This is a genomic window from Streptomyces kurssanovii, assembly GCF_040677245.1.
Classification (GTDB): Bacteria; Actinomycetota; Actinomycetes; order Streptomycetales; family Streptomycetaceae; genus Streptomyces; species Streptomyces kurssanovii.
In genome coordinates this window covers 49313-73766 of the sequence record NZ_JBFAQK010000017.1, presented here as the reverse complement: position 1 = coordinate 73766, position 24454 = coordinate 49313, and the positions used below count along the sequence as shown (strand labels likewise).

General features: G+C 71.4%; 19 protein-coding genes and 1 tRNA gene. 17 read left to right on the top strand and 3 right to left on the bottom strand.

Annotated elements, in window-relative coordinates; all coding sequences use genetic code 11:
- Window positions 1-13: 13 nt before the first annotated feature.
- Window positions 14-1378 carry a nitrate/nitrite transporter gene (locus tag AB0K36_RS15105; protein WP_364593476.1) on the top strand — a complete coding sequence of 455 codons (1365 nt, stop codon included), beginning with the start codon at window positions 14-16 and terminating at the stop codon, window positions 1376-1378.
- 129 nt (window positions 1379-1507) lie between these two features.
- On the top strand, window positions 1508-2653 hold the full coding sequence (locus tag AB0K36_RS15100) for a uroporphyrinogen-III synthase (protein ID WP_364593473.1): 1146 nt from the start codon (window positions 1508-1510) through the stop codon (window positions 2651-2653).
- Here the strand turns inward: AB0K36_RS15100 and AB0K36_RS15095 are convergent.
- The gene (locus AB0K36_RS15095) at window positions 2602-3159 is read right to left on the bottom strand and encodes an anthrone oxygenase family protein (RefSeq protein ID WP_364593470.1); all 558 of its coding nucleotides are present in this window, start codon (window positions 3157-3159) and stop codon (window positions 2602-2604) included. The two genes, AB0K36_RS15100 and AB0K36_RS15095, sit on opposite strands and share 52 nt — an antisense overlap.
- A 157-nt stretch (window positions 3160-3316) precedes the next feature.
- Between AB0K36_RS15095 and AB0K36_RS15090 the strand changes: the two genes are divergently transcribed.
- The 6 genes from AB0K36_RS15090 (at window position 3317) to AB0K36_RS15065 (ending at window position 10670) form a co-directional block, all read left to right on the top strand.
- Window positions 3317-3928 carry a CGNR zinc finger domain-containing protein gene (locus AB0K36_RS15090; protein ID WP_364593467.1) on the top strand — a complete coding sequence of 204 codons (612 nt, stop codon included), beginning with the start codon at window positions 3317-3319 and terminating at the stop codon, window positions 3926-3928.
- A gap of 100 nt (window positions 3929-4028) precedes the next feature.
- Window positions 4029-4616 (top strand): sigma-70 family RNA polymerase sigma factor, encoded by a 588-nt coding sequence (locus AB0K36_RS15085; RefSeq protein WP_005316925.1) that lies wholly within the window; start codon window positions 4029-4031, stop codon window positions 4614-4616.
- The gene (locus AB0K36_RS15080) at window positions 4613-5443 is read left to right on the top strand and encodes an anti-sigma factor family protein (protein WP_364593463.1); all 831 of its coding nucleotides are present in this window, start codon (window positions 4613-4615) and stop codon (window positions 5441-5443) included. The genes AB0K36_RS15085 and AB0K36_RS15080 overlap by 4 nt, the downstream gene beginning before the upstream one ends.
- Before the next feature lie 341 nt (window positions 5444-5784).
- Window positions 5785-8151, top strand: coding sequence for a HelD family protein (locus AB0K36_RS15075; RefSeq protein ID WP_364593460.1), 2367 nt, complete (start codon window positions 5785-5787; stop codon window positions 8149-8151).
- A gap of 460 nt (window positions 8152-8611) precedes the next feature.
- Window positions 8612-10045 carry an NAD-dependent malic enzyme gene (locus AB0K36_RS15070; protein ID WP_159691552.1) on the top strand — a complete coding sequence of 478 codons (1434 nt, stop codon included), beginning with the start codon at window positions 8612-8614 and terminating at the stop codon, window positions 10043-10045.
- Between the two features lie 343 nt (window positions 10046-10388).
- A complete protein-coding gene (locus tag AB0K36_RS15065) occupies window positions 10389-10670 on the top strand; it encodes an HU family DNA-binding protein (RefSeq protein WP_004571953.1) in 282 nt (93 codons plus the stop codon).
- Window positions 10671-10947: 277 nt separating this feature from the next.
- Here AB0K36_RS15065 and murA read toward each other — a convergent pair whose 3' ends face one another.
- The gene (murA, locus tag AB0K36_RS15060) at window positions 10948-12288 is read right to left on the bottom strand and encodes a UDP-N-acetylglucosamine 1-carboxyvinyltransferase (RefSeq protein ID WP_364593456.1); all 1341 of its coding nucleotides are present in this window, start codon (window positions 12286-12288) and stop codon (window positions 10948-10950) included.
- A 293-nt stretch (window positions 12289-12581) separates the two neighbouring features.
- Between murA and AB0K36_RS15055 the strand changes: the two genes are divergently transcribed.
- From AB0K36_RS15055 to AB0K36_RS15015, 9 genes are all read left to right on the top strand, one after another.
- A complete protein-coding gene (locus AB0K36_RS15055; RefSeq protein ID WP_364593453.1) occupies window positions 12582-13142 on the top strand; it encodes a YqgE/AlgH family protein in 561 nt (186 codons plus the stop codon).
- 68 nt (window positions 13143-13210) lie between these two features.
- Complete coding sequence (locus AB0K36_RS15050; protein WP_005316940.1) at window positions 13211-13510, top strand: DUF3039 domain-containing protein; 300 nt, start codon at window positions 13211-13213, stop codon at window positions 13508-13510.
- Window positions 13511-13740: 230 nt separating this feature from the next.
- Window positions 13741-15045 carry an extracellular solute-binding protein gene (locus tag AB0K36_RS15045; protein ID WP_364593449.1) on the top strand — a complete coding sequence of 435 codons (1305 nt, stop codon included), beginning with the start codon at window positions 13741-13743 and terminating at the stop codon, window positions 15043-15045.
- A gap of 4 nt (window positions 15046-15049) precedes the next feature.
- A complete protein-coding gene (locus AB0K36_RS15040; RefSeq protein ID WP_364593446.1) occupies window positions 15050-16021 on the top strand; it encodes a carbohydrate ABC transporter permease in 972 nt (323 codons plus the stop codon).
- A complete protein-coding gene (locus AB0K36_RS15035) occupies window positions 16018-16869 on the top strand; it encodes a carbohydrate ABC transporter permease (RefSeq protein WP_364593443.1) in 852 nt (283 codons plus the stop codon). The genes AB0K36_RS15040 and AB0K36_RS15035 overlap by 4 nt, the downstream gene beginning before the upstream one ends.
- A gap of 103 nt (window positions 16870-16972) precedes the next feature.
- Window positions 16973-18598, top strand: coding sequence for a beta-N-acetylhexosaminidase (locus tag AB0K36_RS15030; RefSeq protein ID WP_364593440.1), 1626 nt, complete (start codon window positions 16973-16975; stop codon window positions 18596-18598).
- Window positions 18599-18892: 294 nt separating this feature from the next.
- Window positions 18893-19789 (top strand): FAD binding domain-containing protein, encoded by an 897-nt coding sequence (locus AB0K36_RS15025; RefSeq protein WP_189467389.1) that lies wholly within the window; start codon window positions 18893-18895, stop codon window positions 19787-19789.
- A complete protein-coding gene (locus tag AB0K36_RS15020) occupies window positions 19786-21753 on the top strand; it encodes a 2Fe-2S iron-sulfur cluster-binding protein (protein ID WP_364593437.1) in 1968 nt (655 codons plus the stop codon). The genes AB0K36_RS15025 and AB0K36_RS15020 overlap by 4 nt, the downstream gene beginning before the upstream one ends.
- A complete protein-coding gene (locus AB0K36_RS15015) occupies window positions 21750-24065 on the top strand; it encodes a xanthine dehydrogenase family protein molybdopterin-binding subunit (RefSeq protein WP_435877864.1) in 2316 nt (771 codons plus the stop codon). Before AB0K36_RS15020 ends, AB0K36_RS15015 begins: the two co-directional genes overlap by 4 nt.
- A gap of 247 nt (window positions 24066-24312) precedes the next feature.
- On the opposite strand, the gene AB0K36_RS15010 is transcribed toward AB0K36_RS15015, so the two are convergent.
- Window positions 24313-24384: transfer RNA gene (locus tag AB0K36_RS15010), tRNA-Cys, on the bottom strand.
- Window positions 24385-24454: the final 70 nt, after the last annotated feature.

The window sequence follows — 24454 nt, the reverse complement described above, 5'->3', positions numbered from 1 at the left end:
GTGGAGGCGCGTGATGGCAGGCCGATGGATCGAAGAGTGGGACCCCGAGGACGAGACCTTCTGGCGGACCAAGGGGGAGCGGGTCGCACGGCGCAACCTCGCCTTCTCCGTGCTCAGTGAGCACATCGGGTTCTCCATCTGGAGCCTGTGGTCGGTGATGGTCCTCTTCATGGGGCCCGAGTACGGGGTCGACCCCGCCGGCAAGTTCTTCCTGATCGCCACGGCGACCGTCGTCGGCGCCGTGATCCGGGTGCCGTACACCTTCGCGGTCGCCAAATTCGGCGGCCGGAACTGGACGATCTTCAGCGCCCTGCTGCTGCTGGTCCCCACCGCCGCGGCGTACCTGGTGATGGAGCCGGGCACCTCGTACACGACGTTCCTCGCCGTCGCCGCCCTCACGGGTGTCGGCGGGGGCAACTTCGCCTCGTCGATGACGAACATCAACGCCTTCTTCCCGCTGCGCAAGAAGGGCTGGGCGCTCGGCCTCAACGCGGGCGGCGGCAACATCGGGGTACCGGTCATCCAGCTGGTCGCCCTGCTGATCATCGGTACGGCGGGCGCGGCCCACCCGCGGCTGGTGCTCGGCATCTACCTGCCGCTGATCGTCCTCGCCGCGCTGTGCGCCGCGCTGTGGATGGACAACCTCGCCCCGGTGAAGAACGACACCGGCGCGGCGATCGACGCGGCCAAGGACGGCCACACCTGGATCATGGCCTTCCTCTACGTCGGCACCTTCGGCTCGTTCATCGGCTACAGCTTCGCCTTCGGTCTCGTCCTGCAGACCCAGTTCGGCCGCACCCCGCTCCAGGCGGCCTCCCTCACCTTCATCGGTCCGCTGCTCGGCTCCCTGATCCGGCCCCTGGGCGGTGCGCTCGCCGACCGCTTCGGCGGAGCGCGCATCACCCTGTGGAACTTCGTGGGCATGGCCGCCGCGACGGCCGTGGTCATCGCCGCCTCGGTCCAGGAATCGCTCGCGGTGTTCCTCGTCGGATTCATCGGCCTGTTCGTGCTCAGCGGCCTCGGAAACGGCTCGACGTACAAGATGATCCCCGGCATCTTCCAGAACAAGGCGCTCGCCAAGGGCATGACCGGGGAGACCGCGGCCGCCTACGGGCGCCGTCTCTCCGGCGCCTCGATGGGACTCATCGGCGCGGTCGGCGCCGTCGGCGGGCTCGCCATCAACCTCGCCTTCCGGCAGTCGTTCCAGACCGCGGGCACCGGAACCGCCGCCTTCGTCTCCTTCCTCGCCTTCTACGCGGTCTGCTCAATCGTCACCTGGGCGGTATACCTTCGCCGCCCCGTCGTGGTGCCGGTCCGCGGCGGGCACACGGGGACGGACGCGGAAACGGGCGCCGAACCGGTCTACGCCCGCGTCTGAGCGAGCGGAGTACGTAACGACGGTGAAATATGAGCGAACCGGGCCTGTCACGCGCCTTTGACAGGCTCGGTCGTCCGTTCACCGTTCAATGGCACCGGCCATCAGGGCACTCCAGTGGGGACGACCGAGATGCACGACCAAGGCCAACCGCACGGCCCCCTCGCGGGCTTCACCGTCGGCGTGACTGCCGCCAGGCGGGCCGACGAGCTCGGCGCGCTGCTCCAGCGGCGGGGCGCGGCCGTCCTGCACGCCCCCGCGCTGCGCATCGTTCCGCTCGCCGACGACACAGAGCTCCTCGCCGCCACCAAGGAACTGATCGACCACACCCCCGACGTGGTCGTCGCCACCACCGCCATCGGCTTCCGCGGCTGGGTGGAGGCGGCCGACGGCTGGGGTCTGGGGGAGCAGCTGCTGGGCCGGCTGCGCGGCGCCGAGCTGCTGGCCCGCGGCCCCAAGGTCAAGGGCGCCATCCGCGCGGCCGGCCTCACCGAGGAGTGGTCGCCGGTCTCAGAGTCCATGGCGGAGGTACTGGACCGGCTGCTCGGCGAGGGAGTGGCGGGCCGCCGCGTCGCGCTCCAGCTGCACGGCGAGCCGCTGCCCGGGTTCGTGGAATCACTGCGTGCGGCGGGCGCGGACGTGGTCCTCGTACCCGTCTACCGCTGGATGCCGCCGGAGGACCTCGCCCCGCTCGACCGGCTGCTGGACGCGGCCGTCTCCCGCGGCCTCGACGCGGTCACCTTCACCAGCGCCCCGGCCGCCGCGTCGCTCCTGAACCGTGCGGAGTCCCGCGGCCTGCTGACCGACCTCCTGGCCGCCCTGGACCACGACGTCCTCGCGGCCTGCGTCGGGCCCGTCACGGCGGTACCGCTGCAGGCGGCCGGAGTCCCGACGGTGCAGCCGGAGCGGTTCAGACTCGGTCCGCTGGTGCAGCTGCTCGGTGTCGAGCTGCCCGCCCGCGCCCGTACGTTCCCGGTCGCGGGCCGCCGCGTCGAGATCCGCGGTCACGCCGTCCTCGTCGACGACGAACTGCGCCCGGTGCCGCCCGCCGGGATGGCCCTGCTGCGGGCCCTGTCGGAACGGCCCGGCTGGGTCGTCGCCCGCTCCGACCTGCTGCGGGCCCTGCCGGGCGCCGGCCGGGACGAGCACGCCGTGGAGACGGCCATGGCCCGGCTGCGCACGGCGCTGGGCGCCCCCAAGCTCATCCAGACCGTCGTCAAACGCGGCTACCGGCTGGCCCTGGACCCGGCGTCCGACGCCAAGTACGCCGACGCGTGACCTGCCTGCTCCGGTCGTGCCGTGCGCAGCAGTGACGTGGCACGCCACAGGCACAGCAGGGCCGCCGTGGTGAGCACGGTGCGCACGGTGTTCCAGAGCACCCACGGGTCCTCGAAGTTCTCCCGTACGGCGCCCGGGTCGGCGATCCCGGCCGGGGCGCCCGCGGCGGCGAGTTCGTTGTTGAGCGGCACGTTCGCCGCGGACGTCACCACGAACACCAGGACGTAGAGGACCAGCGCGGCGGTCACCCAGCGGCCCCTGGGCGTACGGCGCTGCTGCCATGCCGAGACGGCCGTGAGGACGAGCGCGCCGAAGAGCGCGGCGAAGAAGGCCGGGTTCTCGATCACCTCGTTGATGTTCTGCATGACCTCGACGTAGGTCCGGTCGTCGCTGCGGCCGAGCGCCGGCATCACCGAGACCGTGAACGCGAACCAGACGCCCGCGATGAGCCCGGTCGTCACGGTCGCCGCCGCGAGGACCGCTCCTGCACCCCTGTTCTGTGTCATGAGACCCAGTCAACCGGCCCGTCCTCGTGCGGGACATGGGTGAGCGTCGCATTCGCATGTCCGTGCGTCCACGTCTCGATGAGGGCTTCCGGCCGCACCGTCGGGCAGGCACTCTGGTGGGGACACCCGACGGTGATCCCGAGGCGGTGACAGGCGCATGACAGCGGTGGGCGCGGTTCCGTACCCGTCCCAGTGGCGATTCGACTCCGGGCGCGTCTGCCTGGACCTGGTGGCGACGGCGCAGGAGGCGGACCGCCGGGCCGGCGGGCCCGAACCGCTCGCGGACACGGGGGGACTGGCGCGCTGGCTCGTGGGCGCCGGTCTCGTCCCGGCCGGGACACCGCTGCACGGGATCGACGGCACCTGGGTGGCAGGTTTCGTCGAACTGCGCGACTGCATAGACCGTTTGGTGCGCACCGGGCCGGACGAAGGCCGCGCGGACGACGCTCTCGACATCCTCAACGCCCGCGCACGGAACGCGCCTCCGGGCATCAGAGCCGTGAAGGACGGGAAAGGCACGCTGGTACGGGCGCTGTGCGCCGCCCCGGAGTGCGCGGCCCTGCTCGCCGTCGTCGCCCGGGACGCGGTGGACCTCCTCACCGACCCGGTCGCCCGCTCGCGGCTGCGGCAGTGCGAGGGCGACAACTGCCGCCGCGTCTATCTGGACACCTCACGGGGCAGGCGGCGCCGCTGGTGCTCGAGCGAAGTGTGCGGAAACCGCGAGCGGGTGGCGAGACACCGCAGGAAGGCCTCCGTCAAAGAATCTTGAAATTTCTTCGGCCGGCGTTGAGTGAACCTCCGGCGGTCCCCGTAGTGAAGAGGGACAAGCAGCCAGCCGTGAAAAACAGGGTCTCGACCGGGAGGTTCAGGTGCGCAAGGATGCCGCCGTGGCCGATGACCGTCCGCAACGGGCCCGCCATCGCAGTGAGAAGCCACGTATCGACACCTCTGTGCCCGACGAGGAGTTGATGCGTGCCCTCTACCGCGAACACGCAGGGCCGTTGCTCGCCTATGTACTGCGTCTCGTCGCCGGCGATCGCCAGCGCGCCGAGGACGTCGTACAGGAGACGCTCATCCGTGCCTGGAAGAACGCCGGCCAGCTCAACCGGGCGACCGGCTCTGTCCGACCCTGGCTGGTGACGGTCGCCCGGCGCATCGTCATCGACGGTCACCGCAGCCGGCAGGCCCGGCCGCAGGAGGTCGACCCGTCGCCGCTGGAGGTCATGCCCGCGGAGGACGAGATCGACAAGGCGTTGTGGCTGATGACGCTCTCAGATGCACTCGATGATTTGACGCCCGCCCACAGGGAAGTTCTTGTCGAGACGTATTTCAAGGGGCGTACGGTCAATGAAGCGGCCGAAACGCTCGGCATACCCAGCGGGACCGTGCGGTCCCGTGTGTTCTACGCGCTCCGTTCCATGAAGCTCGCTCTTGAGGAGAGGGGGGTCTCGGCATGACCATGTACGAGCAGGAGTCCGTACACGACGCGGTGGGCGCATATGTGCTCGGCGTGCTCGACGAAGCGGACGCCTCCGCCTTCGAGGCGCATCTGGCGGGATGCGACATCTGTGCCGCCCACCTCGAGGAGTTCTCGGGGATGGAGCCGATGCTCGCGATGCTCGCGGAGGCGCCCGCCCCCGCGCCGCCGCAGAGCAACGTCTACAGCCTGCCCGGGATGCCGGGCATGTCCGACTTCCCCGCGCCGCGCGCCGTCCCGGTGGTGCCCACCTCCCCGAGCCCCAAGGTTCTCGACGGTCTGCTCAACGAGGTCGCCGTCAAGCGCGCCCACAAGCGCCGGCGCGGCATGTACCTGCTCGCGGCGGCCGCGGCGCTGATCATCGGCGGCCCCGCCGTCGCCGTGGTCGTCACCGCCGACGACACCGGCAGCAACGTGGCGGGCGCCGACCCGCACCCCACCAGCCCGGCCGAGGACGCGTTCTTCAACCACATGGAGGAGAAGGTGCAGGCCACGGACGCGACCACCAAGGTCAGCGCCGTCGTCGGCATGGAGAAGAAGGGCTGGGGCACGCACGCCGTCCTGGAGCTGAAGAACGTCAAGGGCCCCCTGAAGTGCAACCTCATCGCCGTCTCCAAGACCGGTGAGGAGGAGGTCGTCACCTCGTGGGCCGTGCCGAAGTGGGGCTACGGAATCCCCGACAGCCCCAACAAGGACGCCAAGAACCCTCTGTACGTCCACGGCGGCTCCGCGATGGACCCGGGCGACATCGACCACTTCGAGGTCCGCACGTTCGACGGGGAACGGCTGGTGGAGGTCGACGCCTAGCCGGCGGCCGTCCCACCGTCGGCCGGGGAGCTGTGCGGCCCCCGGCCGCATCCGCATGTCCACGGCCCTTCGGCAGGTCCGCGGCTCTTCCTCGACTCCTCGGCACGGCCGGCCCTCCGTGACTCCTTCGCAGGGCCGGCCCTTCCGTGACTCCCTCGCACGGCCGGCCCTTGCGTGACTCCATGGCGGGGCCGGCCCTTCGGCATGTCCGGCCCTTCCGCGGGCCGCCGCCTGCCGTGGACCCTCCCACCCGCCCTGCCCCACGGCCGGGCCAGGTGCAATAACCTGCCTCCTTGCCGTACGGTTGACGGCTGCCCAGTGCACGTCAGAAGGGGGCCTCGGTGGCCGCGCAGGATGCCGCTGTCGAATCCGTGGTCGGCTCCGCCGCCGACACGGTGAGAGACCGTGAGATCGGTGTCGAACAGGAACATCTCGACCAGGTGTACCACCGTCTCGAGGAGAAGATCCACGAGGCCGAGTTCCTGATGAACGACGCCGCCAAGCGAGGGCAGGTCGGCACCCCCGGCGCCCTCGCGGAGCGGGACGCCCAGGTCTTCCGGGCCGGCGTCCACCTCAACCGCCTCAACAACGAATTCGAGGACTTCCTCTTCGGCCGGATCGACCTGCTCCACGGCAAGGACGGCAAGAAGGGCCCCGACGGCGCCTTCACCTCGGTCGAACCCGCGGACGACGCCGTACGCCCCGACAACACGGCCGAGATCGGCGAGACCCTGCACATCGGCCGGATCGGCGTGCTCGACTCCGACTACGCCCCGCTCGTGATCGACTGGCGCGCCCCGGCCGCGGCCCCCTTCTACCGCTCCACCCCGGTCGACCCCGGCCGTGTGGTGCGCCGCCGGGTCATCCGCTCCAAGGGCCGCAAGGTCCTCGGCGTCGAGGACGACCTGATGCGCCCGGAACTGACGGCCACGCTGAACGGACAGACACTGCCCGTCGTCGGCGACGGCGCCCTCATGGCGGCGCTCGGCCAGGCCCGCAGCCACACCATGCGGGACATCGTCGCGTCCATCCAGGCCGAGCAGGACCTGGTCATCCGCGCACCCGCCGCGTCCGTGACGTACGTGGAGGGCGGCCCCGGCACCGGCAAGACGGCGGTGGCGCTGCACCGGGCCGCGTACCTGCTCTACCAGGACCGGCGCCGCTACGCCGGCGGCATCCTCATCGTCTCCCCGACGCCGCTGCTCGTCGCCTACACCGAGGGCGTGCTGCCGTCGCTGGGCGAGGAGGGCCAGGTCGCGATCCGCGCGGTCGGCTCCCTGGTCGACGGCGCGGAGGCGACGGTGTACGACGAACCGGCGGTGGCCCGCGTCAAGGGCTCCTCCCGGATGCTGAAGGTGCTGCGCAACGCCGCGCGGGGCGCGCTCGAGATGCCGGACGCCGCGCCGCGCGACGGTCAGCTCGCCTTCGGCGAGGAGCCGGCGGCCACGCCGGGCACACCCTCGAGGCTGCGCGTCGTCGCCTTCGGCCGGCGGCTCGAGCTGGAGGCCGACGAACTCCGTCGCATCCGCCACAACGTGCTCGGCGGAAACGCTCCCGTCAACCTGCTGCGCCCACGGGCCAGACGGCTGCTCCTCGACGCCCTGTACGCCAAGTCGGGCGCCGTCGGCCGCCACCCCGGCGACCCGGAGCTGGCCGCCGAGCTGCGGTCCTCCTTCGACGAGGACGTGACGGGCGAGGACAGCTTCATCGCGTTCCTGGACGCCTGGTGGCCCGAACTGACCCCGCGCGCCGTGCTCGCCGCGATGGGCGACGAGCGCCGCCTCGGCCGCTGGGCACGCAGGGTGCTCAACCCCGGCGAGGTACGCAGGCTGGCCCGCTCACTGCGCCGCGACGCCCTCTCCGTGCACGACGTGGCACTCCTCGACGAACTGAGCACCCTGATCGGCACGCCCGCCCGTCCCCGTAAGCGGCGCGACCTCGACCCTCTGGACCAGCTCACCGGGCTGGAGGAGCTGATGCCGCAGCGCGAGGAGACACAGCGCGAGCGGGCCGAGCGGCTGGCTGCCGAGCGCACCGAGTACGCGCACGTCATCGTCGACGAGGCGCAGGACCTCACGCCCATGCAGTGGCGGATGGTCGGCCGTCGTGGCCGGCACGCCACCTGGACGGTCGTCGGCGACCCTGCCCAGTCGTCCTGGTCCTCGCCGGAAGAGGCGGCCGAGGCCCGTGACGAGGCGCTGGGCAGCCGCCCGCGCCGCCGCTTCGAGCTGACCGTCAACTACCGCAACCCGGCCGAGATCGCGGAGCTGGCCGCCACCGTGCTCCACCTGGCGATGCCGGGCATGCGCTCGCCCTCCGCCGTCCGCTCCACCGGAGTGCGGCCGCGCTTCGCGGTCGTACCGGACGGCGGCGACCTCGCGGACTCCGTGCGGGCGGAGGCGGAGCGGCTGCTGGAGCAGGTGGAGGGCACGGTCGGCGTCGTCGTCGCCATGAACCGGCGGGAGCAGGCCGCCCGCTGGCTGGCCGGACTGGGCGAGCGAGTCGTGGCGCTCGGCTCGCTGGAGGCGAAGGGCCTGGAGTACGACGCGACGGTCGTCGTCTCCCCGGCGGAGATCGCCGACGAGAGCCCGGCCGGTCTGCGGGTGCTGTACGTGGCGCTCACCCGGGCCACGCAGCAGCTCACGGTGGTCTCCGGGCGTCGTGACCAGCCGGACGCGCGGGGCGTACCGGAGCTGCTGCGGGACTGAGCAGGGTCGAGCGGGACTGAGCAGGGCTGAGCGGGGCTGAGCGGGGCGTTCGGCGGCCGTCGTCGCGGCTCTCCGGCGGGCCGCCCCGGAGCCGGTGCCGAAGTCGGCCCGTGATGCGGGAATCACTTCCCGGGGCGGTGCGTTAGCCTGGATACGGCACCGGCTCGATCCAAGCCCCCGGGCCCAACCTTCGTCCCTTAGAGGGACCACTTGCCGCGAGGCGAGCATGGCGGGTCGGTGCCACCCAACTCGCGCGGAAGAGGCCCGCGTCACCTGGACAGGTGACGCGGGCCTCTTCAGTTTCCGGTCACTTTCTCGTATGGTGGAAAACAGTTTCCGAAAACAATATGACCGCATTACCTGCTACCGGCGGGTAGGTGTCACCATCTTCACAGCGCTGCCGGGCCTCAGGTGCGGTACCGCACAGCAATGAAGCTAGGGAAAGCAGAGGAACCCGGTCATGGCAACGGCGCCCAGCGTCTCGTACTCGATGACGGTCCGACTGGAGGTGCCCGCGAGCGGAACCGCGGTCTCCCAGCTCACCACGGCCGTGGAGTCCTCCGGCGGTTCCGTAACCGGCCTCGACGTGACCGCGTCCGGCCACGAGAAGCTGCGGATCGACGTCACGATCGCCGCCAGCTCCACCGCGCACGCCGACGAGATCGTCGAGGGCCTGCGCGACATCGAGGGCGTCGTCCTCGGCAAGGTCTCCGACCGTACGTTCCTGATGCACCTCGGCGGCAAGATCGAGATGGCGTCCAAGCACCCCATCCGCAACCGTGACGACCTCTCGATGATCTACACCCCTGGTGTGGCGCGGGTCTGCATGGCGATCGCGGAGAACCCCGAGGACGCCCGCCGCCTGACCATCAAGCGCAACTCCGTTGCAGTGGTGACCGACGGCTCCGCCGTGCTGGGCCTCGGCAACATCGGCCCCAAGGCCGCGCTGCCCGTCATGGAGGGCAAGGCGGCCCTCTTCAAGCGCTTCGCCGGCATCGACGCCTGGCCGCTGTGCCTGGACACCCAGGACACCGACGCCATCGTCGAGATCGTCAAGGCGATCGCCCCCGGCTTCGCGGGCATCAACCTCGAGGACATCTCCGCGCCCCGCTGCTTCGAGATCGAGGCACGCCTGCGCGAGGCCCTCGACATCCCCGTCTTCCACGACGACCAGCACGGTACGGCGATCGTCGTCCTCGCCTCCCTGACCAACGCGCTGCGCGTGGTGGGCAAGGGGATCGGCGACGTACGGGTGGTCATGTCCGGCGCCGGCGCGGCCGGTACGGCCATCCTCAAGCTCCTCATCGCGGCGGGCGTCAAGCACGCCGTCGTCGCCGACATCCACGGCGTGGTGCACGCGGGCCGCGCCGACCTGGTGGACGCCACCCCCGACTCGCCGCTGCGGTGGATCGCCGACAACACCAACCCCGAGGGTGTCACCGGCACGCTCAAGGAGTCGGTCGTCGGAGCGGACGTCTTCATCGGCGTCTCCGCGCCCAACGTGCTCGGCGCGGACGACGTCGCGGCCATGGCCGACGACGCGATCGTGTTCGCGCTCGCGAACCCTGACCCCGAGGTCGACCCGGCAATCGCCCGGCAGACGGCGGCAGTTGTGGCCACCGGCCGCTCGGACTTCCCCAACCAGATCAACAACGTGCTGGTCTTCCCCGGCGTGTTCCGCGGCCTGCTGGACGCCCAGTCCCGCACCGTCAACACCGAGATGATGCTCGCGGCCGCGGCCGCGCTCGCGGACGTCGTCACCGAGGACGAACTCAACCCGAACTACATCATCCCCTCGGTCTTCAACGACAAGGTCGCCGGAGCCGTCGCGGGAGCCGTCAGGGACGCAGCGAAGGCCGCCGGCCCGACTGTGACAGGCCCCACGTCCCACTGACATACGGCGCGTCGCGGGTCGCGGGGTTGCAAACCCCCCTTTAGGGTGGCGGATCAGGGAGCACGCGGCCCCGGCATGCCCGCCCCGACGAGTCTCGAGGGAGTCGACGGAACGTCACCACGACGAGGCAGTGGTGGCCTTCGTGTGACTCCGGAGGGTGCCGGATTGGCTTTCCCGCCGCTGGTGGGGGCAGGATGCTTCCCCGAGGACCTGCGTCCTGGGGGAAGCCCCGCGGGCGCGGAGGGGTCTGACAGCAGACCCGGGTCCGGGGACTGTCCGAGGGCCCTGGCAGCATCGGCTTCGATCCACGCCTCACAGGCAAGAAGAACACGGGAGTAACAAAATGAACCGCAGTGAGCTGGTGGCCGCGCTGGCCGACCGCGCCGAGGTGACCCGCAAGGACGCCGACGCCGTTCTGGCCGCTCTCGCCGAGACCGTCGGCGAGGTCGTCGCCAAGGGCGACGAGAAGGTCACCATCCCCGGCTTCCTGACCTTCGAGCGCACCCACCGTGCCGCTCGCACCGCTCGGAACCCGCAGACCGGCGACCCGATCCAGATCCCGGCCGGCTACAGCGTGAAGGTCTCCGCGGGCTCGAAGCTCAAGGAAGCCGCCAAGGGCAAGTAAGGCCTTCGGCAGCGTGAGGGCGGCCACCCGGGTCCGGGTGGCCGCCCTTCTGCGTGTACGGGGCGCGGAGGGCGCGTCACGCGCCTGCGGCGGGCTGTTCCCCACCCCGCCCCTTCCCGTAACCGGGGGCTCCGCCCCCCCCGGACCCCCGCGCCTCAATCGCCGGCGAGGCTGATTTCGCGGAGCGCGGTACCGGGTCCGGGCGGAGCCCGGTTACGGGAACGGCGACGGCCCCCGCGGATGTGCTCCGTGGGGGCCGTCGGCGTCGTAGGGGCCGTCAGACGATCGGGCCCCCGGGCAGTTCCACCTTCGCGCCGAGCTTCTCGAGCTTCTCCATGAAGTTCTCGTAGCCTCGGTTGATCAGGTCGATCCCGTGCACCCGGCTCGTCCCCTGCGCGGCCAGTGCCGCGATCAGGTACGAGAAGCCGCCGCGCAGGTCGGGGATGACCAGGTCCGCGCCCTGGAGCTTGGTCGGGCCGGAGACGACCGCGGAGTGCAGGAAGTTGCGCTGGCCGAAGCGGCAGTGCGAGCCGCCGAGGCATTCCCGGTACAGCTGGATGTGCGCGCCCATCTGGTTCAGCGCGGACGTGAAGCCGAGCCGGGACTCGTACACCGTCTCGTGGACGATCGACAGCCCCGTCGCCTGCGTGAGGGCGACCACCAGCGGCTGCTGCCAGTCGGTCTGGAAACCGGGGTGGACGTCCGTCTCGAGCGCGATGGACTTGAGCCGGCCGCCGGGGTGCCAGAAGCGGATGCCCTCGTCGTCGATCTTGAAGGCGCCACCGACCTTCCGGTACGTGTTGAGGAACGTCATCATCGAGCGCTGCTGGGCACCGCGCACGTAGATGTCGCCTTCGGTGGCCAGCGCCGCCGACGCCCAGGACGCCGCCTCCAAGCGGTCCGGGAGGGCACGGTGGGTGTAGCCGCCGAGCTTGTCGACACCGGTGATCCGGATGGTCCGGTCGGTGTCCATGGAGATGATCGCGCCCATCTTCTGCAGTACGCAGATGAGGTCCTCGATCTCCGGCTCCACCGCGGCGTTGGTCAGCTCGGTGACGCCCTCGGCGAGCACGGCCGTGAGCAGCACCTGCTCGGTCGAGCCGACCGACGGGTACGGCAGTCGGATCTTCGTGCCGCGCAGCCGCTGCGGGGCCTCCAGGTACTGTCCGTCCGCGCGCTTCTCGATCGTCGCGCCGAACTGGCGCAGCACGTCGAAGTGGAAGTCGATGGGCCGGCCGCCGATGTCGCAGCCCCCGAGGCCGGGGATGAAGGCGTGGCCGAGGCGGTGCAGCAACGGGCCGCAGAAGAGGATCGGAATGCGCGACGAGCCCGCGTGGGCATCGATGTCGGCGACGTTCGCGCTCTCGACGTACGTCGGGTCGAGGACGAGCTCGCCCGGCTCCTCACCGGGGCGGACCGTCACCCCGTGCAGCTGCAGCAGCCCGCGTACGACTCTGACGTCACGGATGTCCGGCACGTTGCGCAGCCGGCTCGGTTCGCTGCCGAGCAGGGCCGCGACCATCGCCTTGGGCACGAGGTTCTTCGCGCCGCGGACGCGGATCTCGCCCTCGAGCGGGGTTCCGCCGTGGACAAGCAGTACATCGTCAGTGCCGGTCATGAATCTCGCGTTCCGGAAGTGGTCCCCCAGGCAGAGCCAGGAGGAGTGTCGGACGGGGGGCCAGAGGAAAGGGTAAGGGGGCAGAGCCCCTAAGTTGTAAGCCCGCGGACCGTTCTCGGACGTAATGAATCGGGCACAATACGCTCCGTCCGCCGGGCCTCGCGCACGGTCACCGTCCCACCCTTCGGACACCTGTCCGGGGCTCCGCCCTCTGAGCTGCGCCCATCGTCCGGGCGGCAGCGAGTGGGCCGCTCGGGCTCCGCGAAGGGGAAAGATGCGGGATCATGTCTGGCATGACCGAGGTGTCCTCGCTCACAGGGCGGCTGCTCGTCGCCGCGCCCGCCCTGGCGGACCCGAACTTCGACCGGGCGGTGGTCCTGCTGCTCGATCACGACGACGAGGGTTCCCTCGGCGTGATCCTCAACAGGCCGACCCCGGTGGTCGTGGAGGACATCCTGGAGTCGTGGGCGGCGCTGGCAGGTGAGCCGGGTGTCGTATTCCAGGGCGGCCCTGTCGCCCTGGACTCCGCCCTCGGCGTCGCCGTGATCCCCGGCGACGAGGGCCCTCTCGGCTGGCGTCGGGTGTACGGCGCGATCGGCCTCGTCGACCTGGAGGCGCCCCCCGAACTGCTCGGCGGCGCCCTCGGCTCCCTGCGGATCTTCGCCGGGTACGCGGGCTGGGGTCCGGGTCAGCTGGAGGACGAGCTGCAGGACGGTGCCTGGTACGTCGTCGAGTCGGAGCCGGGGGACGTGTCCTCGCCCGCGCCGGAGAGCCTGTGGCGCTCGGTGCTGCGGCGCCAGCGCAACGAGCTGGCCATGTTCGCCACGTATCCCGACGACCCGAGCATGAACTGACCCGCCCGGGGCAAGACGGACAGGGCCTTGCTCCCGTAGAGACCGCGCGATGAGTACCCTTGGAGCCCATGAGCACTCTTGAGCCCGAGCGCGGGACAGGCACGGGGACCCTCGTAGAGCCGACACCACAGGTGTCGCACGGCGACGGCGACCACGAGCGCTTCGCCCATTACGTCCAGAAGGACAAGATCATGGCGAGCGCCCTCGACGGCACTCCCGTGGTGGCACTGTGCGGGAAGGTCTGGGTGCCGGGGCGTGACCCCAAGAAGTACCCGGTCTGCCCCATGTGCAAGGAGATCTACGAGTCCATGGGCGCCGGTGGCGACAAGGACAAGGGCAAGAGCGGCAGCGGCAAGGACAAGAAGTAGCTCCTCGCCCCCCAGCCCGTACAACGGCCCCCGGGACGCGCTTCGGCGCGCCCGGGGGCCGTTCGCGTGCGGTGCGCCGTTGCACAGGGTGCTTCCTCCGGTCACAGAGTGGTTGAGACCTCTCGCGTCCCTCTTGTACGGCCGTTCAGGCGGGCCTAGCCTCCTGCGTGTTGTGCATGGCGAAACACCCGTTGCGTATGCTGCAACGCTCACTTCGTAGGGGATCACGCATGAAGCTCGTCTCCAGAGTCGCCGCCACCGCCGCGGCCCTCGCACTGGCCGGCCTCACCGCCACCGCCTGTGCCCCGCAGACCTCCGGCAACAGCGCCCAGCAGGACGACAAGAGCGGCACGCTGCGGGTCTGGCTGTTCCAGGAGGTCCACAACAAGCCCAAGGAGCAGGTCGTCGACGCGGCGGTCGCCGCGTTCGAGAAGGCGCACAAGGGCGCCGAGGTCGAGATCGAGTACATACCGGTCGAGAGCCGGGCCCAGAGGATCAAGGCGGCGTTCAACGACCCCAAGAGCGCCCCCGACCTGATCGAGTACGGCAACACCGACACCGCCGGCTACGTCAAGGACGGCGGACTCGCCGACGTGACCACCGAGTTCGGCGCCTGGGACGAGGCCAAGGACACCGACCCGACCGCACGGCAGTCCGTCACGGTCGACGGAAAGGTCTACGGAGCGCCTCTCTTCGTCGGCGTCCGCGCGCTCTACTACCGCACCGACGTCTTCAAGGACCTCGGCATCGCGGTGCCCAGGACCCAGGACGAGCTCATCGCCACCGCGAAGAAGATCCACAAGGAGAAGCCGGACCTCTACGGTCTCGCCGTGGGCGGCGCCTACACCTACGGCGCGATGCCGTTCATCTGGGCCAACGGCGGCGAACTGGCACAGGAGAACGGCGGCTCCTACGAGTCCGCCATCGACAGCGCCGCCGCGCAGAAGGGCATCAAGGCGTACACGTCCCTCTTCGGCGACGACAACTGCCCGGCCGCCAAGTGCGCCGCCATGGGCGGCAACGCCGTCATCACCGCCTTCGCCGCCGGCAACGCGGCCATGGCGATCGGCGGCGACTTCAGCCATCAGGCCGTCGAGTCCGGCGCGGTCAAGGGCAGGTACGCGGTCGTACCGCTGCCGGGGCTGAAGGCCGGTGAGATCGCCCCGGCGTTCGCGGGCGGCAACAACATCGGCGTGCTCAAGAGCAGCTCGCACCGCACCCTGGCGGTGGACCTGATGAAGCGGCTCGCGGGCAAGGAGTCCCAGGGCAAGCTCTTCGACGCGATGGGCTTCCTGCCCACGTACACCGATGTGCGCGCGGAGGCGGCGAAGAAGCAGCCGTTCGTCGCGCCCTTCATCCGGACCCTCGGCGCCGGCGCCAAGTTCGTCCCGGCCTCGCCCGCCTGGGGCCGGATCGACGCCTCGCTCGTCCTGCCGACCATGTTCCAGGAGATCATCAGCGGCAAGAAGGACGTGGCCGCGGCCTCGAGCGACGCCGCCGACAAGATGGACGCCGCGTTCACCGACGCGGGCTGAGCCCATGGCCCACAAGACCGCGGCGGAGCCGGCCGTGGCCCCCGCGGGGACCGCGGCCCGCCCGCAGGACACGACCGCGCCCCCGGCCGGGCCCGCACGGCGCAGCGGGGCCTGGACACCCTGGCTCTATCTCGCACCCGCCCTGGTGGTGCTCGCCGGGCTGCTCGTCTACCCGATCTACCAACTCGGCCTGATCTCCTTCCTCGAATACACGCAGGCACAGGTCAGCGGCGGTGAACCGACCACCTTCCAGGGCCTCGGCAACTACCGGACACTCCTCGCCGACAGCCAGTTCTGGCAGGTGCTCCTCGCCACGGTGCTCTTCGCGGCCGCGTGCGTGGTCTCCACGCTCGCCGTCGGCTGCGCGCTGGCCGTGCTGCTGACCCGCGTACGCGCCCTGCCGCGGCTCGCGCTGATGATGGCGGCGCTCGGCGCCTGGGCGACCCCGGCCATCACCGGCTCCACCGTGTGGGTCTTCCTCTTCGACCCCGACTACGGCCCCGTCAACCGGATGCTGGGACTGGGCGACTTCTCCTGGACGTACGGACGCCTCAGCGCCTTCGCGCTCGTCCTGTTCGAAGTCGTGTGGTGCTCGTTCCCGTTCGTGATGGTGACCGTGTACGCGGGCATCAAGGCCATTCCGGGAGAGGTGCTCGAGGCGGCCTCGCTGGACGGCGCCTCACCATGGCGCATCTGGCGGTCCGTCATGGCGCCGATCCTGCGGCCCATTCTCGTGGTGGTCACCATCCAGTCGGTCATCTGGGACTTCAAGGTCTTCACCCAGATCTATGTGATGACGAACGGCGGAGGCATCGCCGGCCAGAATCTCGTGCTCAATGTGTACGCCTATCAGAAGGCCTTCGCGTCCTCCCAGTACAGCCTGGGCTCCGCGATCGGCGTCGTCATGCTGCTGATTCTGCTGGCGGTCACGCTCGTGTATCTGCGGCTGCTGCGCCGTGAGGGAGAAGAGATATGAGCCTGATTCCCACGTCGCTGAGGGTGCGGCGCCCCGGGCGGCTGCTGGCGGAGGCCACGGCGCTGGTCATCGCGATCGTCGTCGCCTTCCCGCTGTACTGGATGGTCCTCTCCGCCTTCAAACCCGCCGGGGAGATCCAGTCGACGGACTCGAAGCCGTGGACGCTTTCCCCGTCGCTTGACTCGTTCCGGCGGGTCTTCCAACAGGAGGAATTCGGCCGGTATTTCGTCAACAGCCTGATCGTCGCCGGCACGGTCGTCGTCGCCTCCGCGCTGATCGCCTTCCTGGCCGCCACCGCGGTCACCCGGTTCCGTTTCAGGTTCCGTACGACGCTGCTCATCATGTTCCTGGTGGCACAGATGGTCCCGATCGAGGCGCTGACGATTCCGCTGTTCTTCCTGATGCGCGACTTCGGGCAGCTCAACACCCTCGGCTCGCTGATCCTGCCGCACATCGCCTTCTCGCTGCCGTTCGCGATCTGGATGCTGCGCGGCTTCGTCAAGGCCGTTCCGGAGGCGCTGGAGGAGGCGGCGTACATCGACGGAGCGAGCCGCGCGCGCTTCCTGTGGCAGATCCTCTTCCCGCTGGTCCTCCCCGGCCTGGTGGCGACGAGCGTGTTCTCGTTCATCTCGACCTGGAACGACTTCCTGTTCGCCAAGTCGTTCATCATCAGCGACACTTCGCAGTCGACCCTGCCGATGGCGCTGCTGGTCTTCTTCAAGCCCGACGAGAACGACTGGGGCGGAATCATGGCGGGATCGACGGTGATGACCGTGCCGGTCCTGGTCTTCTTCGTACTCGTACAGCGACGTCTGGTCTCCGGGCTGGGCGGCGCGGTGAAGGACTGACCGTGAGGGCGCCCCGCGCCCGCGTACCCGGGGCCGCCGGGCCCCTGGCAGGCCGGCGTCGTGCCGTGCCCGCCGTGGTCGACCGACTCGAAAGGCGGACCTGATGGATGTCCTCCCCCTGCCGCGCAGCGGCAAGACACGCGACGGCGCAGTCGTGCTCGACGGGTCCACCGTCATCGACGCGGGCCCCGGCACCGAAGGCGCCGAGCGCCGGTTGCGCGCCGACCTGGGCGCGGCGACAGGGCTGCCGCTGGCGCCCGGCGCCGGTGACGACGGGCGGACGATACGGCTGCGCGTCGATACCGCGGACGCCGGGCACCTCGGCCCCGAGGGCTACAAGCTGTGCGTCGACGGCGACGGCATCACCGTCCACGGCGGCGGGGCCGCCGGCGTGTTCTGGGGCGTGCAGACGCTCCGTCAGCTCCTGGGGCCCGATGCGTACCGCAGGGCGCCCGTGGCGACGGACCGGCGCTGGGAGGTGCCGTACACCGTCATCGAGGACGCGCCCCGGTTCTCCTGGCGCGGCCTCATGCTCGACGTGTCACGGCACTTCATGCCCAAGGAGGGCGTGCTGCGCTACCTCGACCTGCTCGCCGCGCACAAGCTCAACGTCTTCCACTTCCACCTCACCGACGACCAGGGCTGGCGCATCGAGATCAAGCGCCACCCGAGGCTCACCGAGGTGGGCGCCTGGAGGTCGCGGACGAAATACGGACACCGGGCCTCACCGCTCTGGGACGAGGCCCCCCACGGCGGTTACTACACCCAGGACGACATCCGGGAGATCGTCGCCTACGCCGCCGAACGGCACATCACCGTCGTCCCCGAGATCGACGTCCCCGGGCACTCGCAGGCCGCCATCGCCGCGTATCCGGAACTGGGCAACACCGACGTCATCGACACGACCTCCCTGACCGTCTGGGACAACTGGGGCATCACCCCCAACGTACTCGCCCCCACCGACAGCACCCTCCGCTTCTACGAGGGCGTGCTCGAGGAGGTCCTCGACCTCTTCCCGTCCGAGTTCGTGCACATCGGCGGCGACGAGTGCCCCAAGGACCAGTGGAAGGTGTCGGCCGCCGCCCAGGCACGCATCAAGGAACTCGGCCTGGCCGACGAGGACGAGCTCCAGTCGTGGTTCATCAGGCACTTCGACCGTTGGCTCGCGGACCGCGGCCGCCGCCTCATCGGCTGGGACGAGATCCTCGAAGGAGGCCTGGCGCCCGGCGCGGCCGTCTCCTCCTGGCGCGGATACCAGGGGGGCATCGCCGCCGCGGAGGCCGGCCACGACGTCGTCATGTGCCCGGAGCAGCAGGTCTACCTGGACCACCGGCAGGCCGCCGGCGACGACGAGCCCATGCCCATCGGCTACGTGCGCACCCTCGAGGACGTCTACCGCTTCGAGCCCGTACCGCCGGCGCTCTCCCCGGAAGCCGCCCGGCACGTACTGGGCACCCAGGCGAACGTCTGGACCGAGGTGATGCAGGACAGTGGCCGCGTCGACTACCAGGTCTTCCCGCGGCTCGCCGCGTTCGCCGAGGTCGCCTGGTCCACGCTGCCCCCGTCGACGGAGCGCGACTTCGCCGATTTCGAGCGCCGAATGACCGTCCACTACGCCCGCCTTGACGCGCTCGGCGTCCACTACCGGCCCCCCGGCGGCCCGTTGCCGTGGCAGCGGCGCCCCGGCGTCGCCGGACGTCCGATCGACGGTGTGCCCCCGAACGTGTGAGCCCGGCCGGAGGCCGCCTCCCGGCGGTCCCGGCCCTGAGACGGTAGGAGGGTGGCACGGCAAGGAGAAAGGCGTACAAGCGCCGCTGAAGAACGGCATTCCGCCCGTGGCGGTACGGGAGTACGAAACCGGACGATTGTCGCGGGCCCGCACTTGTGGGGGCGGATGCACCCTTCGCGGACCCTCCCGTCGGTCCGCCCGGAAGATGTGCCAGAGTTGCCACGTCCGGCCTGTGAGCACGTACGGTACGGCAACACAGGCGGGACAGCCGGGACACCGGGAAGGGGCAGCTTGGTGACCACGCACGCACCGCGAACGGCACAGTCGGTGACGCTGCCGGCCTCGCTCGACGAGGCCGTGGCGGCGCTCAGCGCCATGCCCGCCGCCGTCCCCGTCGCGGGCGGCACCGACCTCATGGCCGCGGTCAACAAGGGCCAGCTCCGCCCCGCGGGCCTCGTCGGCCTCGGCCGCATCAGCGAGATCCGCGGCTGGCGCTACCAGGACGGGCACGCCCTGCTCGGCGCCGGCCTCACCCACGCCCGGATGGGCCGGCCCGACTTCGCCGCCCTCATCCCCGCGCTCGCCGCGTCCGCGCGTGCGGCCGGGCCGCCCCAGATCCGCAACGCGGGCACGCTCGGCGGCAACATCGCCAGCTCCGCGCCCACCGGCGACAGCCTGCCGGTGCTGGCCGCGCTCGAGGCCGACCTCGTGATCGCGGGCCCGGGCGGTGCCCGCCGCGAGATCCCCGTGTCGCACCTGCTGGCCGGCCGGGAGATGCTCGGCCCGGCCGAGCTGATCGGCTTCGTACGCGTACCCCTCCTGCACGCCCCGCAGGTCTTCCTGAAGGCGACCGGCCGCACCGGCCCCGGCCGCGCCACGGCCTCCGTGGCCCTCGTCCTCGACCCGGCCCGGCGCGGTGTGCGCTGCGCGGTGGGCGCCATCGCGCCCATGCCGCTGCGGCCGCTCGAGGCCGAGCGGTGGATCGGTTCGCTCATCGACTGGGACGGCGAGCGGGGCCTCGAGGGTGAGGCGCTGACCGCGTTCGGTGAGTACGTCGCCGCGGCGTGCATCCCCGACCCGGCGCCGGCGCCCGAGGGCGAGGAGCAACCGGTGCTGTCGCCGGCCGTACTGCATCTGCGGCGCACCGTCGCCGCGCTGGCCCGACGGGCACTGGGGAGGGCGCTGTCGTGAGCAACGAGAACAACCCGCACGGCCTTCCGCCGGAGTTCCAGGAGCTCCCGGAGGGCTTCGAGCCGGATCGCCGCGGCGACCGGTACGAGGGTCAGGACCAGCAGGACCCCTACGGCCGGCAGCAGGGCCAGGGGGGACCGTACGGGCAGCACGGTGACGGCGAGCCGTACGGGCAGCACGGTGACGCGGAGCCGTACGAGCAGTACGAACAAGGCGAGTCGTACGGGCAGTACGAGCAGCAGCCCTACGGGCAGCACGAGCACGGGGAGGCGTACGGCCGGCACGAGCCGCCGCAGGGTTCCTACGGTGATTCGTACGGCTCGTACGAGGACCAGGGCGGCGGCTGGCGGCCCACGCCGCAGGGCGGCGAGTACGACGCCGAGGCCACGGCCTTCTTCCAGCTGCCCCAGGAGTTCACCACCTCCGACGCCGCCCCGCTCGAGGCGCCGGGGCACGGCTACGTACCGCCGATGATCAGGCCGCTGACGCCCCTCGCGGGGACGGACCCGACGGCGCCCGGCGGCTGGGCGACGCCGTGGCCGGAGCCTGCCGGGCAGGGGGCGGGCGGCGAGTCCGACGCGAACACGAACGTGAATGTGAACGAGACGGGGCAGTGGGCCTTCCGCGAGTCCCAGGACGTTCACGAGGCGCACAACGCCCATGACGCCCACGACGCCCACGGGTTCCGGGATGCGCACGATGCGCAGGATGCCCCGAATGTGCGTGATATGCGTGATGCGCGCGAGGCCTATGAGGTGCGTGAGTCCGCGGAGTTCGGGGAGTCCCGGGCGCTGCAGGGGTCCCCGTCGGCCCAAGGGCCCCAGGGGGCCCCGCACTTCCCGGAGTTCCCACAGTTCTCGGAGTTCGCGGAGGCGCACGAGGCGGAGCCCGCCGCGGCGTCCGACTCCGACTCCGACTCCGACTCCGGCGAGTTCCCGCTTCCGCCCGGTGCCGACGCTCCCTGGGCGGGTACGACCCCGTCCGCGACGCTCCCCGGAGGTGCGCCCGCGCCTTGGGCGACGCTGCCGGGCGGCGCCTCCGCGCCGTGGGCGGCGGACGAGTCGCAGCGTCCGGAGGAGCCTGCCGGGTCCGTGCCGGAGCCGGTAATCTCCGAGCCGGCCGCCGAAGGGGACGCGGCGGCGGCCGAGCGTGCCGAGCCCGCCGCCATGGTGCGGGAACCCGCCGAGAGGTCTGCCGGTCCTGAATCCCGGCCCGAGCCCGGATCCCGGTCCGAATCCGGGCCCGAGCCCGAGCCGGCGGCCGGACCCCAGGCCGAAGCGAAGCCCGAGGCCCACACCGACACCGAGGGCGAGGCCGTGCCGGCCGACCCCGCCCCTGCCGCCGCGGCCGTGCCGCCCGCCGGGACCGAGGAGCACCCGCCCACCTCGTACGTCCTGCGCGTCAACGGCACCGACCGCCCGGTCAGCGACGCCTGGATAGGCGAGTCCCTGCTCTACGTCCTGCGCGAGCGCCTCGGCCTCGCCGGCGCCAAGGACGGCTGCTCCCAGGGCGAGTGCGGCGCCTGCAACGTGCAGGTCGACGGCCGGCTCGTCGCCTCCTGCCTGGTCCCCGCGGCGACCGCCGCGGGCTCCGAGGTGCGTACGGTCGAAGGCCTCGCCGCCGACGGCGAACCCTCCGACGTCCAGCGGGCGCTGGCGGCGTGCGGCGCCGTCCAGTGCGGCTTCTGCATCCCCGGCATGGCGATGACCGTCCACGACCTCCTCGAGGGCAACCACGCCCCCACGGAACTGGAGACCCGCCAGGCCCTGTGCGGCAACCTCTGCCGCTGCTCCGGCTACCGCGGTGTCCTCGACGCCGTGCGCGAGGTGGTCGCCGAACGCGCGGCGAGCGCCACCGCCGCCGCCGAGGAGGCGGAGGCCGGTGACGAAGCCCGCATCCCCCACCAGGCGGCGCCCGGCGCAGGTAGTGTGCAGATTCACCCGCACGACGGAGGCATGGCGTGAGCAACGACGCGGCCACCACTGCGATGCCGCAGCCGGTCGACAGTCCCCGGCCGGAGGCTCCTGCCCACGGCCTCGGCGCGTCGCTCCCCGCCGCCGACACCCGTGCCAAGAGCGAGGGCACGTTCCCCTACGCCTCCGACCTGTGGGCGGAGGGCCTGCTGTGGGCCGCGCTGCTGCGCTCGCCGCACCCGCACGCCCGCATCGTGTCCGTGGACACGTCCGCGGCCGTCGAGATGCCGGGCGTACACGCGGTGATCACCCACCAGGACATCCCCGGGGACGGCGCGTACGGCAGGCGCATCGCCGACCGGCCCGTCTTCGCGTCGGAGATCGTCCGCCACCACGGCGAGGCGATCGCCGCGGTCGCCGCCGACCACCCCGACACGGCCCGTCTCGCCGCGGCGGCCATCGCGGTGGAGTACGAGGTCCTCGATCCGGTCACCGACCCCGAGAAGGCCTTCGCCGCCGAACCGCTGCACCCCGACGGCAACCTCATCCGCCACATCCCGCTCCGCTACGGAGACCCGGACGTGACGGGCGAGGTGATCGTCGAGGGCCTGTACCGCATCGGCCGCCAGGACCCGGCCCCCATCGGCGCCGAGGCCGGCCTCGCGGTGCCCCGCCCCGACGGCGGCGTCGAGCTCTACGTGGCCTCCACCGACCCGCACACGGACCGCGACCTCGCCGCGTCCTGCTTCGGCCTCGAACCGGAACGCGTCAAGGTCGTCGTCACCGGCGTACCGGGTGCGACGGGCGACCGCGAGGACCCGGGCTTCCAGCTCCCCCTCGGCCTGCTCGCACTTCGTACCGGCTGCCCGGTCAAACTCGCCGCCACCCGCGAGGAGTCCTTCCTCGGCCACGCCCACCGCCACCCGACGCTGCTGCGCTACCGGCACCACGCGGACGCGGAGGGCCACCTCGTCAAGGTCGAGGCGCAGCTGCTGCTCGACGCCGGCGCGTACGCCGACGCCTCCTCCGAGTCGCTGGCCGCCGCCGTCGCGTTCGCCTGCGGTCCGTACGTCGTCCCGCACGCCCACATCGAGGGCTGGGCGGTGCGCACGAACAACCCGCCCTCCGGACATGTACGGGGCGAGGGAGCGATGCAGGTCTGCGCCGCGTACGAGGCGCAGATGGACAAGCTCGCCGCGAAACTCGGCCTGGACCAGACCGAGATCCGCCTGCGCAACGTCCTCGCCACCGGTGACATCCTGCCCACCGGACAGACCGTCACCTGCCCGGCCCCGGTCGCCGAACTGCTCGAGGCCGTACGTGACTTCCCGCTGCCGCCCCTCCCCAAGGACTCCCCGGAGGACGACTGGCTCCTCCCGGGTGGGCCCGAAGGAGCCGGCGAACCGGGCGCGGTACGCCGCGGCGTCGGTTACGCCCTCGGCATGGTCCACATGCTCGGCGCGGAAGGCACCGACGAGGTCTCCACGGCCACGGTCAAGGTCCACGACGGAGTCGCCACGGTCATCTGCGCGGCGGTCGAGACCGGCTCCGGATTCACGACGCTCGCCCGCCAGATCGTCCAGGAGACCCTGGGCCTCGACGACGTCCGCGTCGCCTCCGTCGACACCGACCAGCCCCCGGCCGGGCCGGCCGCCCACGGCCGTCACACCTGGGTGTCGGGCGGCGCGGTCGAACGCGCCGCGAAGATGGTCCGCACGCAGCTCCTCCAGCCGCTGGCCCACAAGTTCGGCATGTCCACCGAACTGCTCCAGATCACCGACGGCAAGATCACGTCGTACGACGGTGTCCTGTCGACGACGGTCACCGAGGCGATGGACGGCAAGGAACTCTGGGCCACGGCCCAGTGCCGCCCCCACCCCACAGAGCCGCTCGACGAGTCGGGCCAGGGCGACGCCTTCGTCGGCCTGGCGTTCTGCGCGATCCGCGCGGTGGTGGACGTCGACATCGAACTGGGCTCGGTCCGCGTGGTCGAGATGGCGGTGGCCCAGGACGTCGGCCGCGTCCTCAACCCCGCGCAACTGGCCACCCGGATAGAGGCGGGCGTCACCCAGGGCGTCGGCGCGGCACTCACGGAGAACCTCCGTACGGCCCGCGGCGTGATCCGCCACCCCGACCTCACCGGCTACACCCTCCCGACAGCCCTGGACGCGCCGGACATCCGCATCGTGAAACTCGTCGAGGAACGCGACGTCGTGGCCCCCTTCGGCGCCAAGCCCGCGAGCGCCGCACCGGTGGTCACGTCCCCGGCCGCGGTCGCTTCCGCGGTCCGGGCGGCCACGGGCCGCCCGATCAACCGCCTGCCGATCCGGCCGCAGGCGGCGGTGGCTGTTCCGAACTCCTAGGCACGTGCTTGTGGAAGAAGTCCGACGTCGCTCTACCTGAGTTCGTAGCCGGCGACCGAGTCCTCACTCAGCGCGATGATCCTCGCGGGGGAACCGCGGAACGGGAGGAATCGTCCGGCCGGTGGGCACGGTGGGCACCGTGGGCACCTGTGCCGCGACCCGTCGACCACCCGCCGACCGGCCGGTCCCTCGACGCGGCGCGGCCGCCCCTCACGTCGAGGGGCGGCCGCGCGCAATGCCTCCGCAAAGGCCGTGACCGGATTCGAACCGGTGTAACTCGAGTTGCAGTCGAGCCCCTGAGCCACTCGGGCACACGGCCGTGTGTTCCAACTCCTCGACCGTACGGGGCCGGTGCGGCGGACCTCAACGGTCAGGTCCGCGCCGCAACA